The following is a 12,897-nucleotide window of genomic DNA, read 5'->3' as shown; positions in this document are numbered from 1 at the left end:
TTCACCCCGCCACATCTCCTCGGACATGAGGAACGTAGTGGGGTCAGGCAACGGGCGTGGGCCGTGTGGGCGGACTTGGCCAAGTTCTGACTGGGGTTTAAGGAACGGGCTACCTGGTGTTTACCTGTAGTTCATCTGGTCAACCTGGCGTCCTTCTCGGTGCCTCGTAGCCCGGCCCGCAGGACTGCCGTAGGCTGGACCCTCGTGGCAGTCGACTTCGAGACCGAGATCAAGCAGCTCCGCACGACCATGGCGTCGGTGCGTGACGTCACCGACCTCGATCGGCTGCAGGCCCAGATCAGCGAGCTCGAGACCCAGGCCAGCGCGCCTGACCTGTGGGACGACGTCGAGAACGCGCAGAAAATCACCTCCGCGATGTCCCGCGCCAAGGCCGAGCACGACAAGGTCACCGGCATGGACGCGCGCATCGACGACCTGGAGGCGCTCGTCGAGCTGGGCCAGGAAGAGAGCGATGCGGAGACTCTCGAGGAGGCCGAGCGCGAGCTGACCGCGCTCCGCAAGGCGGTCGAGCAGCTCGAGGTCCGGACCCTGCTCAACGGTGAGTACGACGAGCGCGAGGCCGTCGTCACGATCCGGTCCGGCGCCGGCGGTGTCGACGCGGCCGACTTCGCCGAGATGCTCATGCGGATGTATCTGCGCTGGGCCGAGCGGCACGACTATCCGACGACCGTCCTCGACACGTCCTACGCCGAGGAGGCCGGGCTGAAGTCGGCGACCTTCGAGGTCAAGGTGCCGTATGCCTTCGGCACGCTCGGCGTCGAGGCCGGCACCCACCGGCTGGTCCGGATCAGCCCCTTCGACAACCAGGGCCGGCGGCAGACCAGCTTCGCGGCGGTCGAGGTGGTGCCGCTCATCGAGAGCACCGACACCATCGAGATCCCCGAGTCCGACCTCAAGGTCGACGTCTTCCGCTCCAGCGGCCCGGGCGGGCAGTCGGTCAACACCACCGACTCCGCGGTGCGCATGACGCACCTGCCGACCGGGACCGTCGTCTCGATGCAGAACGAGAAGAGCCAGATCCAGAACCGTGCCGCCGCGCTGCGCGTGCTGCAGTCCCGCCTGCTGCTGCTCAAGAAGCAGGAGGAGGATGCCGCGCGTAAGGAGATGGCCGGCGACATCAAGGCCTCCTGGGGCGACCAGATGCGCTCCTACGTCCTGCACCCCTACCAGATGGTCAAGGACCTGCGCACCAATTACGAGGTCGGATCGACCGCGGCCGTCCTCGACGGCGACATCGACGACTTCATCGACGCGGGGATCCGGTGGAAGCGGGCTGCGGAGAAGGACGCCGACGCCTGACCCAGACGCCGGTCAGCAACCCGGCCACCACGACGGGCACCGTGGCCAGGATGAGGAAGAAGAGCAGCCCGGCCAGAACCAGCCCGGTCTCCTCCTGGTAGCGCCAGATCCAGGTGAGGCTGAAGCCCACGAGGGCGACCACGCCCGTGAGGGTGTCGATCCCGGCACCCGCGCGGGCGACCACCGTGCCGGCGCAGCGGCGACCAGGGTGACCACGGCGCCTACCAGCAGATGCAGGGGCGTCCAGTCGTCGCGGGCGGAGGGGACGATCTCCCAGGACAATTACCCCACGGCGCCGCCGAGCAGCGCGATGACAAGACCCATCAGTATGCGCATGACCGAACTCCTCCGGTATGCCATGCCACCGCCGTCGCGCGGTGCCTCGACCTAGCGCGGCCTGGCCGTCGCGACATCGCTCTGGGGATGACGCGTGCGCAACCCGGAGACGGCGGAGGGGCCGGTGCGTCCCCGCACCGGCCCCTTCGTCATACCCGCCCGCCTGTGGTCAGCCGCGGCGAGCCGCCCTCCGCTCGGCGGCCTCCCGCTGGGCCTCCTCACGCTTGGCAGCCGCCTCGGCGCGACGGCGCTCGGCTTCCTCCTGAGCGGCCTCGCGGCGCTCCTCCGCCTCCTGGCGACGCCGCTCGGCCTCAGCCTGCGCCTCCTCGCGTCGGCGCTCACCTTCCTCGACATCGCCCGTGCTGCCGGTGTCCAGGCCCACCATCACCGGGTCGTGGTCCGAGCTGGCGAACTGGTCGTCGGAGTGGAAGTCCACGACGTTGTAGTTGCGCCGGCTGTACTGGAAGGCGATGGACTCATCGCCGTTGATGTCCCACACGGCCGCGCCGGTGACCAGGGCCTGCGCCGGCTCGTTGGCGAACACGTGGTCCAGCGAGCCGAGGCGACCGCTGAACTGGTAGGTCGCCGACATCGGCTCGGCGTCCTTGGCGAGGTTGAGGTAGCCCGCGTCCTCGATGATGCGGATCGGGTCCTCCCTGGAGTAGGCGTTGAAGTCGCCCATGAGGAAGACCGCCTCGTCGGCGAACATCTCCTCGGCCCACGCGGTGAGCGCCTGCGCCTGCGCGATGCGGGAGGGGTTGGCGTTGCCCTGGCCGGTGCCGTCGTCCTCGCCCGAGCCCTTGGACTTGAAGTGGTTGGAGACCGCTACGAAGGACGTCCCCGTGCCGATCGCCTCGAACTCCTGAGCCAACGGGTAGCGCGCGTTGGCGAAGGCGTCGTCGAGCTGGATGAGGGACGGACCGACCAGCTGAACCGCGCTGGGGTCGTAGATGAACGCGGTCCGGATGATGTCCTCGTTCGGCGGGGTCACCGTGGGCGAGGGCGCGTAGGCCCAGCGCTCCTCGCCGGCGTCCGCGTTGAGTGCCTCGACGAGGTCGGCGAGGGTCGCGTCGCGCGGCCGGTCCTTGTAGGTCACGGCGGCGGCGTTCTCGATCTCCATCAGGGCCAGCACCTCGGCGTCGGTCCCGTTGATCGCGGTCACGAGCTTGGCCTGCTGGTCGAGGTATGCCCGCTCGCTCCAGGCTCCGCGGACCTGGCAGAAGTCCGTGGCCACCGGGTCGCCGAACCGGTCGGCGTAGTAGTCACAGCCCTCCTCGTCACGGCCGAGGTCGTCGAAGTAGTTGAGGACGTTGAACGCGCCGATCTGGACGGTGCCCCCGACCTCGGGCACGGCAGCCTCCCGGTCGTTCTCCGACGCGATCGGGTCGGAGGCGCTCTCCGAGCCGACCACCTGCCCGGTGGGCTGGTAGTTCCACTGGAACCGGTAGTCGACGATGACCGGCGAGGTGAAGCTCACCTGCGAGCCGGTGCGGTGCGGCTCCTCGGCGGACAGGTAGGGAAGCGGCGACTCCTTGGCGGCGTCGTTGCGGATGAAGTCCCAGCTCGATCCGTCGTCCAGGGTGATGTACTTCGCCTGGTTGGCCGCCTCGTAGGCCTCCGCCTCGGCGCCCGGGAGGACGACCTCGGTCGCCTGGTAGAGCGGCTCGTCACCGACCGCGAGGCCGAGCTGGCCATACTGGTTGAGCTGGTAGTTGTTGGTGATGGTGTAGGTGCCCTGGGGATGCACGAGCATTCCCTCGTAGACCTCCTTCTCGGCGTCGGTCGCCGGGAGGGTGGTCAACTCGGTGGCGACGACCGGCTCGCAGCCCTCGGCGGCGTCGACGAAGCCGCCGGAAAGTTCGGTGAGGCCGAAGTACTCGACCACCTCGGCGCCATCGACGGTGACGCAATCGCCGACGGCGAGGTTCCCCGCAGCCCACGAGCTGTAGAAGAAGATGCCGTCGGAGGCGTCGCCCGGCGCCTTGGCCGTGCCGCCGGTGCCCGGGGTCTGGAGGTAGACACCGTTGAAGCCGCCCTCGGGATAGGCCGCGGTCACGACCCCGGTGGTGATGACCTCCTGATCCACCAAGGGCGAGGCGTCCCCGGTGCCCTGGATCTCGGCGATGGTCGCCTCGGTCGGTTCCTCCGGCTCCGGGTCGGGATCGGTGCCGCCGCCGCTGCTGGTCGGCGTGGGCTCGCCGCGGGTGAAGTCGGCCGCGTTGTCGTCGGTGTCGACGGCGTCGGTCCGGCTGGCGGAGGTGGTGTTGGACAGCCCCGGTGCAGCACCGCCGCCCTCGTAGCGATTGGCCGACCCGTAGCCCACCAGGTCGACGATTTCGTCCGCCGACGTCAGCTCCACGATGCCGCTGGAGCCGCTCATCGACGCGCCGCAGTCGGCGTCGGGGGTCGGCAGAGGTGTCGTCCCGCCGTTGCCCTGCGCCTGCTGGACCAGGAAGTAGCTGCCGGGTTCCACCGTGCCGCTCAGCGCGCAGGAACCGCCGCCCGGGTTTCCCGCCGCGGAGTAGTAGGCGACGGCATACCCGTCGAGGGAGATCGCCTCGTCGCTCGAGTTGTAGAGCTCGACGAAGTCATGGGTGTAGTCGGCGCCGGAGTTGCCGCCACCGCCGTAGACCTCGTTGATCACGAGGCCGGGGCCGGCCGCGAGGCTGGCCGGGGCGAGAGCGACCAGTCCGGTCACGGCCAGGGATGCCGTGGACAGGGCCGCGACGGCACGTCGGCGGAAGGGGGGCAAGTGCATCTGCGTGCTCCAGGGGAGTGGGGACAGGTAGGCCGCGTCGTTGCGGCTGAGGCGAACCTACCCACACCGAGGCGGGTCGCGCAGCATGAGCCGCGCGACCCGCCCAGGTGTCACCCCCCAAGACGGCCGCGGGGGTGACGGCGGCGGTGATGGCCTCACCGGTGTTGGAGTTGCGGTCGGTGCCGGGGCGGCCCGCGGCGAGAGCAGGGCTGCCGATCCCGGCGATGGCCACGGCGGCCGCTGCGGAAGCCGCGAGCGCGCCAGTCTGCGCCACGGTGGTGTCCCCTTTGACGTCGAGCTGACGGCTCGGACGCTAGGCCGTGACGCTACGTCAGATCGAGGTTCTTGACGAAACCTTGACAGTACGTCAGCGCCCGGTCGTGACTGACCGGTATGCGGCCGTGACCCTGCGGCAGGGCGCTCCGGCGTGGGTGCTCAGCGGTTGGCGGGTGATCAGTTACCGTGAGTCACGCCCGACATACCGTGCCCCTCTTGTCCCAGCAGTCACACGAGTCCTGGAGAAGCATCCGGATGATCACCATGGAGCGCGTCAGCCTGCGCTACGCCAAGGGTGACCCCTGGGCTCTGGACGAGGTCGACCTCGACGTGACGCGGGGCGAGTTCTGCTTCGTCGTGGGGGAGTCGGGCTCGGGCAAGTCGTCGCTGCTGCGGCTGGTCATCCTGGAGCAGCAGCCCACCAGCGGGCGTGTCCTCGTCGCCGGGCACGACCTCGGGGAGCTCGCCCACCGGCGGGTCCACCTGCTGCGTCGCCAGATCGGCACGGTCTTCCAGGACTTCCGGCTGCTGTCCGGCAAGACCGTGCACCAGAACGTCGCCTACGTGCTGCAGGTCCTCGGCGCCAGCCGCCACGAGATCCGTCAGCGGGTGCCCGAGACCCTCGCGCTCGTCGGGCTGCAGGACAAGAGTCGCCGGCTGCCGCATGAGCTCTCCGGCGGTGAGCAGCAGCGGGTGGCCATCGCGCGCGCCATGGTCAACAAGCCGCCGATCCTGCTCGCGGACGAGCCGACCGGCAACCTCGACCCCGACACCAGTCAGGAGATCGTGGCGATCCTCGAGCGGATCAACCGCTCCGGCACCACGGTGCTCATGGCGACGCACGACACCACCATCGTCGACCAGTTCCGCAAGCGCGTCGTGCAGCTGCGCGACGGCCAGGTGGTGCGCGACCAGGCCGAGGGCGGCTACCGGGAGGTGGTCCTGCCGTGAGGCCCGGCTTCCTCCTCGGCGAGGTCGGCAACGGCCTGCGCCGCAACTCCTCGATGTTCGTCTCCGTCGTCCTCGTGACGATGGTCTCCCTGTTCTTCCTCGGCATCGGGCTCCTGGCCCAGGCGCAGGTCAACACCGCCAAGGGCTACTGGTACGACCGCGTGCAGGTCTCGATCTTCCTGTGCACGCCGGACTCGACCGATGCGGCCGGGTGCGTCGGGGGAGAGGTCAGCGAGGAGCAGCGCGACCAGATCGAGCGCGACCTGCAGGGCCTGGAGCCGCTCGTGACGGAGTACTTCTACGAGTCGAACGAGCAGGCATACCAGCGTTTCACCGAGCAGTTCCGCAACTCTTCGGTGCTCGACTCGGTCCCGAGCGAGTCGATCCCCTCCTCCTTCCGCGTCAATCTGTCCGACCCGAGCAAGTACGACGTCATCCGCGCCGCCTTCGAGCAGGCACCGGGGGTCGACAGCGTGGAGGACCAGCGCGAGGTCGTCGACAAGCTCTTCAGCTTCCTCGGCGCCCTGAGCTGGGGTGCGCTCGCGCTCGCCGTGGCGATGGTCGTCTGCGCGGTGCTGCTCATCTCCACGACGATCCGGCTCACGGCCTGGACCCGGCGGCGGGAGACCGCGATCCAACGCATGGTCGGCGCCAGCGCCTTCTCCATCCACCTGCCGTTCATCCTCGAGACCGTCGTCGCCACCCTCGTGGGCGCCGGGCTCGCCGTCGGCCTGCTCTACGCGACCGTGCGCTTCGGGATCAGCGGCTTCCTGTCCGAACTGCTCGCGGGGGAGAGCGGCCTGATCAGCCTGGTCGGGGAGCGCGACCTGTGGCTGATCACCCCGTTCCTGGTCGGCGGGGCGATCCTGCTGGCCGTCGTGACCGCCTGGATGGCGCTGCTGCGCCACGTGCGGGTCTGAGAAGGAGACGCACCATGACCAGCACCCACGGCAGCAGGCCCGAGGCGACGCGCGCGGCATACCGTCCCCGGGTCCGTCGCGCGCTCAGCCTCGCCCTCGTCGGCGCGATCGGGCTCGCGACGCCGGCGCTGGCGAGCGACGAGCTCGACGACATCCGGGAGCGGCTGGAGCGGGTCGAGCAGGAGCGCGACGCCACCACCTCCGACCGGGACGCCACCGAGCAGCGGGTCGACGCGCTGGGGGAGGACCTGGAGCACACCAGCGCCGAGCTGGTGGCCGCCGACGAGCGTCTGCGCGCCACGACGGCCAAGGTCGCCGAGGCACGCATCGTGCTCGAGGAGGCCGAGCTCGACCTGTCCGACGCCGAGGACGAGGCGGAGCGGATCGAGGGCGAGTTGGCGCTCGCGCGTGCGGACGAGGCGCGCATCGAGGAATCGCTGGCGGCGAACGAGGACGAGCAGCAGGAGACGCGCAGCACGGTGGGGGCGATCGCGCGGCAGAGCTATAAGGAGGGGGGTATGGGGTCGCTCGCCTCGACCCTCGAGCTTCTCTCCGGCGAGGCGGACGCGGTCGACGAGATGTCGATGGCGCGCACCGTGCTGCGGGTGCAGGACCAGCAGATCCGTCAGCTCGCCACCCAGGAGGCCGAGCAGGTCGCCGAGCAGGACCGGCTCGGCGGGGTCCGCTCGGACATCGACTACCTGCTGGCCAAGGCCGAGGCCAACGTCGTCGCCAAGGAGCTGGCGCGGGCGGCGGCCGACGCGGCGAAGGTGGAGCTGGAGACGCTGGAGGCCGAGCAGGAGCAGGCCAAGGCCGACCTGGAGACCGAGAAAGACAAGGTCGAGCAGTCGCTCGAGGCCGAGCGGGACAAGAACGCCGAGCTCGAGGCGGAGCTGGCCGAGCTCGCCCGCACCAAGCACGGGCTCGAGGCGCAGGAGCAGGCCGAGCTGGACCGGATCGCCGAGGAGGAGCGCCGCCGCCAGGCTGAGGAGCAGCGCCGGCGCGAGGCGGCGGAAAAGGCGGCCGCCGAGGAGGCGGCGCGCCAGCGTGCCGCCGAGCGGGAGGCCGAGCGGCAGCGGGCAGCGGCCGCCGAGGCGGAGCGGTTGCGGGACGAGGCAGCGGCTGCAGAGGCGCGTCGCCGAGCGGAGGCGGCCCAGGCCGAGGCCGACGCCGCGGCCCGGGCAGCGCAGGAAGCGGCCGAGCGCGAGGCATCCGAGCGCGAGGCGGCCCAGCAGGCGGCGTCACGGGCAGCGGAGCAGGAGCGCCAGGCGGCGCAGGCGGCGGCCTCGTCCGGCACGTTGTCCTTCCCCGTCAACGCGCCGATCACGAGCGAGTTCGGCAACAGGTTCCACCCTGTCCACCAGCAGTGGCTGCTGCACGCGGGCACCGACTTCGGCGCGGGGTGCGGCACGCCGGTCACCGCGGCTGCGGACGGGACCGTCTACACCGTGGCCTACGACGACAGCCGCGGCAACTACGTGACGATCGACCACGGGGTGCTGCGCGGGGTCAACCTCACGACGACGTATATGCACTTCCAGAGCGCAGCCAGCGTCGGCGCGGGCCAGTCGGTGAGCCGGGGCCAGGTGATCGGCTACGTCGGCACGACCGGGGCGTCCACCGGCTGCCACCTGCACTTCGAGACCCGGGAGAACGGCTCCGCGGTCAACGCCCGCAGCTGGCTCTGAGCCAGGGGTCCTGCGACGACGGGACGCCCGGACAGTAAAGCAGCGCGACGCCCGGCTCCGTGGTGGAGCCGGGCGTCGGCCTGCGTCGCTGGGGAACGGGTGTCAGGCGCGGCCGTAGACCTGCTTGACGAAGTCGACGATGTTGTCCTCGGCGACGTGGCGGGCCAGGTCGGACTCGCTGATCATGCCGACGATGTCATGGCCGTCGACGACGACGAGGCGCTTGATCTGCTGGTCTCCCATGACGCCCACGATCCGCTCGACGTCCTCGTCCGGGGAGACGGTGGAGACGATGCCCTGGGTCACGCCCCCGACGGCGACGGCACCCAGGTCGTGGCCCGCGGCGACGCCGTCGACCACGATGTCGCGGTCGGTGATGATGCCGGAGAGTGCGCCGTCACCCGACACCACCGGCAGGGCGCCGACGCCGTGGTCGCGCATGAGCGCGGCCGCCTCGACCAGCGACTGGTTCTCGCTGATGGTGTGCGCCTGCGCGGTCATGATGTCGCGGGCTGTGGTCATGGGTGAGCTCCTTCGGTCGGGGTCGCTCGATCGGCACCCACCCTGCCGTGCCTGCACCTGACCGGCAACCGGAGGGGCGGACGGTGGTCGGCGACCCGATGAGGGCTGTCACAGATCGCAGGGCCACATGACCGGTATCTCACCTGTCCGCGGCGTGACTCCCGCGGTGCCGGGCCAACTCGGTGAGCAGGTGCTCGCCCTGCTCGGCAGAGATCGACCCGTCGCGGGGGAGCGGCTTCGTGCCCGCTTGCTCCAGCAGTACTCGGATCTCGTCTGCTTCCGCGAGGCCAGCGCCGACCCGACGACGACGCAGGACGTCCGGGTGCACCACGACGGCGACGGCCTTGCCGTGCCGGGTGATCGTGATCTCCTCACCCCCGGATACGCGGTCCAGGATCTCGAAGAGGCCCCTCCGCGCTTCGCTTTCGGACATGGACTTCATGCTGGGGGACTCTACGGGTATGTCGTTCCACGCCCGGGCGAATCTGGCGAGAGGGCCCTGGTCGCGTGGGATCACCGCAACGCAGGCGACGGCATACCTCGGTCTGTCCTAGAGTTGACCATTCATGGCCAAGAAGACACCACCCGGACGCACGCTGGTCGCGAGCAACAAGAAGGCCCGGCACGAGTACCTCATCGAGGACACGGTCGAGGCCGGGCTCGTGCTGACCGGCACCGAGGTGAAGTCGCTGCGGCAGGGCCGCGCGAGTCTGGTGGACGGGTATGCCACGTCCTACGGCGGCGAGCTCTACCTCGAGGGTGTGCACATCCCGGAGTACACGCAGGGCACCTGGACCAATCACTCCGCGCGGCGCCGGCGCAAGCTGCTGCTGCACCGCGAGCAGATCGACAAGCTGGTCGCCAAGGCCGAGCAGGCCGGGCACACGATCGTGCCGCTGTCGCTGTATTTCGTCGACGGGCGCGCCAAGGTCGAGATCGCGCTGGCCAAGGGCAAGAAGCTGCACGACAAGCGGCAGACGCTGCGCGAGCGGCAGGACCGCCGCGAGGCGGAGCGGGCGATGTCCGCCCACCTCAAGCAGCACGGTTGATCCCCAGCGCCGGGTGTCGGGTGAGACGCCATACCCCGATCCAGGCGTAGCCGACGGCGATGAGATAGATCGTCAGGTTGCGTGGCTCGCTGCGCGCGCAGACCAGGAACGCCATCATCGGCGGCACCATCAGCGCGGTCGCGCGCATGAGCACGACGGCCCAGACGAGTGCGGACTCGAGTCTGAGGTCGGGATGGGCCGGCATGCGCCAGGCCCGGTGCACCGCGAGGGAGGGCAGGACGGCGAAGCCGAGGGTCACCGACGACCAGGGCTCCGGAGGGGACAACCGTGCGCCGCTGAGCCACGACGGGAGCACCAGGAGCAGCAGGAGCACGGACATCCAGCGGACCAGCCGGACCGTCGGACGCAGCCCGCCAGGGTCGTCGGGATCCCGGGTCCCCCCCTGTCCTCGGCTGACATGGCCCCAGCCTCGCACGGCGCAGGAATCTGCGTGGACCCTCAGGCGTTCTCCCTCTAGAATGGAACGTCCGCGTGACGGCTCGGCCGTGGCGCGGTGGTTGACAACTGCACAGCGTGAGACACCCCATGGGGGTGATCGGTTTCGACGTTGTTCGGCACTTCAGGGGAAGCGGGTCGAGGATGCAAGGTCATCTCGTCAAACGCTCCTTGCGAAACCAATAGCTGCCAATTCCAAGCGCAGCGACTTCGCCCTCGCCGCCTGAGCGAGCCCGAAGTCTGTCAGCCTGAGTTCGTCATCGGCTCAGATCCTGGCATCATCTAGATGACTTGCTGCGTGATCTGTGTCGGGGGATCACGTGGGACTCCAACTCGACTGGGCCTGTCAGGGAACGTGTGCGCGCGAGCCCTGGGGCCGAGAAAAGCCGTAGCGCACTGCACCCGGAGAAGCCCTGGTTTCCCGGCAACGGACGCGGGTTCGATTCCCGCCACCTCCACCCATGTGTCTCACGCTGTGCGGGTTGTCGCACGTCAGCCCCCAGATTCCGCGGAACCGCGCGGATCTGGGGGCTTTGTGGTGCCCGGCCCACCAACGCCCACCTCATGCCGCACGCCTGGGCCCACGCGCCCGCGCTGCGTCATCTTCCGCCTGACCCGCTGACGCGACGCGCCCGGGGAGCATCGGCTGCAGCGTTCACGTGAACCCTCGGGCCGACGACACGCCCGCACAGATCGGCCCTGGCGTTCACGTGAACGCCAGGGCCGATTCCTGAGGTATGACGTGGTGCCGGTCAGGCCTGCTGCGCCCCCTGGTCAGCCTGCTCGGCCTCGGCGGCGGCCAGCTTGGCGCGCACCTCGTCCATGTCGAGGGCCTTGACCTGCTCGATGACGGACTCGAGGTCGCGCGCGGGCAGGGCGCCCGGCTGCCGGAAGACGAGCACGCCCTCCTTGAAAGCCATGATCGTCGGGATCGAGGAGATCCCCGCACCCTGGGCCAGCGCCTGCTGATCCTCGGTGTCCACCTTGCCGAAGACGACGTCGTCATGCCCTTCGGACGACTTCTCGTAGGTCGGGGCGAACATCTTGCACGGGCCGCACCACTCGGCCCACCAGTCGACCAGCACGATGTCGTTGCCGGTGACGGTCTGCTCGAAGGTGTCGGCGGTCAGGTCTACGGTGCTCATACCCTGTCCAACACCGGCGGCCCCGGATCTTCTTCCAGGGCCGCCGGGTGGCGCAGCGCTCCGCGCCCAGAGGTATGCCGTCAGCTCGCCGGCACCGTCACGGTCGTCTCGTGCGGGGTGTCCTCGCTCGAGGTGCCCACGTAGACGCGGTAGTCACCGGGCCGCACCTGGAAGGACCCGGTCGCGTAGTCCCACACCGAGAAGGGCTTGTGCGTCGCGGCCGGATCGACCAAGATCTCGACCTGCTCGCTCCCGCCCGCGGGCACGGACACCTTGGCGAAGCCGACGAGCCGCTTGGGCGGCTGGCCCTCGCTCGGGATGCCGAGATAGACCTGCACCACCTCGGCGCCGTCCCGTTCAGCGGTATTGCGCACCGTCGCGCTGACCGAGAGCGGCGCGCTGCCGTCGAAGTCCGACACGCCCACGTCCGCCACCTCGAAGGTCGTGGAGGACAGGCCGTACCCGAACGGGAACTGCGGCGCCACGCCCTGCGCCTGGAACCAGCGGTAGCCCACCTGCAGCCCCTCGGTGTAGCGCATGGTGGGGTAGCCGTCGCCCTCGTCGGTGCGGGGGTAGCGCACCGGGTCGCCGTGGTGGAGCAGGTCCTCCTCGCGGGCGGCATGCGTCGTCGGCACCTTGCCGGAGGGGTTGACGACCCCGACGAGCAGGTCGGCGACGACGTGCCCGTCCTCCGCGCCCTGGTTCCACACCTCGAGCACTGTGTCCGCCTGCTCGATCCACGGCATCACGACGGGGGTGGAGTTCTTGAGCACGACGACGGCATCGCACCAGCGCCCGGTCCACAGTCTGGATCTCCAGCGAGAAGTCGTGCAGCGCGGCGGTGAGGTTCTCCTCGTTGAGCCACTTCACGTCCGGCATCTCCAGGTCCAGCCCGGCGCTCAGCGCGGTGGCGGCGCTGCGGCAGGACCAGAAGTCGGACTGCACGTAGCCCTCCCAGGGCCCACTCCTCGCGCAGGATGGTGTGGAGGGTGTAGCGGTCTCGGTGGCGTAGGTGCCGCGCACCCGGTTGTAGGCGCTCATGATCGAGGCGATCTCGGCGTCCTTGCAGCACATCTCGAACGGCAGCAGGTAGGGTTCGCGCAGCACGTGCTCGTCCACCTCGACGTTGGCGCGGAAGCGCTCGTGCTCCTGGTCGTTGACGACGTCGTGCTTGGCCATCGCGATGACGTCGTGGTCCTGGATCGCCTTGGTGACCTGCACCCCCATGAGCCCGCTGAGGTAGGGGTCCTCGGAGAAGTACTCGAAGTTGCGCCCGCCGATCGGGGTGCGGTGCAGGCGTACCCCCGGTCCCTCCAGCACGTGCTGCCCGAGGTGACGGCACTCGGCGCCGATGATGTCGCCGTAGGTGTAGGCGAGCTCGGGGTCGAAGGACGCGGCCACACCGATCGTCATCGGCAGCGCGGTGGCGGGCGGGGAGGGGGTGCCGTCGCCCTCACGTCGATGCTCCTTCGGATC

12 protein-coding genes, 1 other RNA gene and 1 pseudogene are annotated in these 12,897 nt (G+C 69.8%); 6 read left to right on the top strand and 8 right to left on the bottom strand.

Features of this window, described 5'->3' with window-relative positions:
* Positions 1-204: 204 nt before the first annotated feature.
* Positions 205-1,320 carry a peptide chain release factor 2 gene (gene prfB, locus AC5PYY_RS14880; protein WP_493897567.1) on the top strand — a complete coding sequence of 372 codons (1,116 nt, stop codon included), beginning with the start codon at positions 205-207 and terminating at the stop codon, positions 1,318-1,320.
* Here prfB and AC5PYY_RS14875 read toward each other — a convergent pair.
* Positions 1,265-1,462: a hypothetical protein gene (locus AC5PYY_RS14875; RefSeq protein WP_493897566.1), complete on the bottom strand. Its 198-nt coding sequence runs from the start codon at positions 1,460-1,462 to the stop codon at positions 1,265-1,267. The genes prfB and AC5PYY_RS14875 overlap by 56 nt on opposite strands.
* A 363-nt stretch (positions 1,463-1,825) precedes the next feature.
* Positions 1,826-4,414 (bottom strand): ExeM/NucH family extracellular endonuclease, encoded by a 2,589-nt coding sequence (locus tag AC5PYY_RS14870; protein ID WP_493897565.1) that lies wholly within the window; start codon positions 4,412-4,414, stop codon positions 1,826-1,828.
* Between the two features lie 531 nt (positions 4,415-4,945).
* On the opposite strand from AC5PYY_RS14870, the gene ftsE reads away from it, so the two are divergent.
* Genes ftsE through AC5PYY_RS14855 form a run of 3 tightly spaced genes read left to right on the top strand, consistent with a single transcriptional unit; the run spans position 4,946 to position 8,249 of the window.
* The gene (gene ftsE / locus AC5PYY_RS14865) at positions 4,946-5,641 is read left to right on the top strand and encodes a cell division ATP-binding protein FtsE (RefSeq protein ID WP_493897564.1); all 696 of its coding nucleotides are present in this window, start codon (positions 4,946-4,948) and stop codon (positions 5,639-5,641) included.
* Positions 5,638-6,561: a permease-like cell division protein FtsX gene (ftsX, locus tag AC5PYY_RS14860; RefSeq protein ID WP_493897563.1), complete on the top strand. Its 924-nt coding sequence runs from the start codon at positions 5,638-5,640 to the stop codon at positions 6,559-6,561. The genes ftsE and ftsX overlap by 4 nt, the downstream gene beginning before the upstream one ends.
* Positions 6,562-6,575: 14 nt before the next feature.
* Positions 6,576-8,249, top strand: coding sequence for a peptidoglycan DD-metalloendopeptidase family protein (locus tag AC5PYY_RS14855; protein ID WP_493897562.1), 1,674 nt, complete (start codon positions 6,576-6,578; stop codon positions 8,247-8,249).
* Between the two features lie 102 nt (positions 8,250-8,351).
* On the opposite strand, the gene AC5PYY_RS14850 is transcribed toward AC5PYY_RS14855, so the two are convergent.
* Both AC5PYY_RS14850 and AC5PYY_RS14845 read right to left on the bottom strand, forming a co-directional pair.
* A complete protein-coding gene (locus AC5PYY_RS14850; RefSeq protein WP_493897561.1) occupies positions 8,352-8,771 on the bottom strand; it encodes a CBS domain-containing protein in 420 nt (139 codons plus the stop codon).
* A 139-nt stretch (positions 8,772-8,910) separates the two neighbouring features.
* Positions 8,911-9,213 (bottom strand): type II toxin-antitoxin system Phd/YefM family antitoxin, encoded by a 303-nt coding sequence (locus tag AC5PYY_RS14845; RefSeq protein ID WP_493897560.1) that lies wholly within the window; start codon positions 9,211-9,213, stop codon positions 8,911-8,913.
* Positions 9,214-9,337: 124 nt separating this feature from the next.
* On the opposite strand from AC5PYY_RS14845, the gene smpB reads away from it, so the two are divergent.
* A complete protein-coding gene (smpB, locus tag AC5PYY_RS14840; RefSeq protein WP_493897559.1) occupies positions 9,338-9,820 on the top strand; it encodes an SsrA-binding protein SmpB in 483 nt (160 codons plus the stop codon).
* Here smpB and AC5PYY_RS14835 read toward each other — a convergent pair.
* Positions 9,804-10,154, bottom strand: a complete 351-nt coding sequence (locus AC5PYY_RS14835; RefSeq protein WP_493897558.1) for a hypothetical protein — start codon at positions 10,152-10,154, stop codon at positions 9,804-9,806. The two genes, smpB and AC5PYY_RS14835, sit on opposite strands and share 17 nt — an antisense overlap.
* A 214-nt stretch (positions 10,155-10,368) precedes the next feature.
* Between AC5PYY_RS14835 and ssrA the strand changes: the two genes are divergently transcribed.
* Positions 10,369-10,737, top strand: a transfer-messenger RNA (tmRNA) gene (ssrA, locus tag AC5PYY_RS14830).
* Positions 10,738-11,028: 291 nt separating this feature from the next.
* On the opposite strand, the gene trxA is transcribed toward ssrA, so the two are convergent.
* From trxA to AC5PYY_RS14815, 3 genes and pseudogenes are all read right to left on the bottom strand, one after another.
* Positions 11,029-11,421: a thioredoxin gene (gene trxA / locus AC5PYY_RS14825; protein WP_493897557.1), complete on the bottom strand. Its 393-nt coding sequence runs from the start codon at positions 11,419-11,421 to the stop codon at positions 11,029-11,031.
* An 80-nt stretch (positions 11,422-11,501) separates the two neighbouring features.
* On the bottom strand, positions 11,502-12,194 hold the full coding sequence (locus AC5PYY_RS14820; RefSeq protein WP_493897556.1) for a fibronectin type III-like domain-contianing protein: 693 nt from the start codon (positions 12,192-12,194) through the stop codon (positions 11,502-11,504).
* Between the two features lie 67 nt (positions 12,195-12,261).
* Positions 12,262-12,834: pseudogene (locus AC5PYY_RS14815) on the bottom strand (glycoside hydrolase family 3 N-terminal domain-containing protein); the annotation flags it as partial.
* Between the last annotated feature and the right edge of the window lie 63 nt (positions 12,835-12,897).

The sequence above is a fragment of the Serinicoccus sp. JS2-9 genome, from assembly GCF_059025165.1.
Note: the sequence above shows the minus strand (reverse complement) of the source record. Positions and strands in the feature narration are given on the sequence as shown.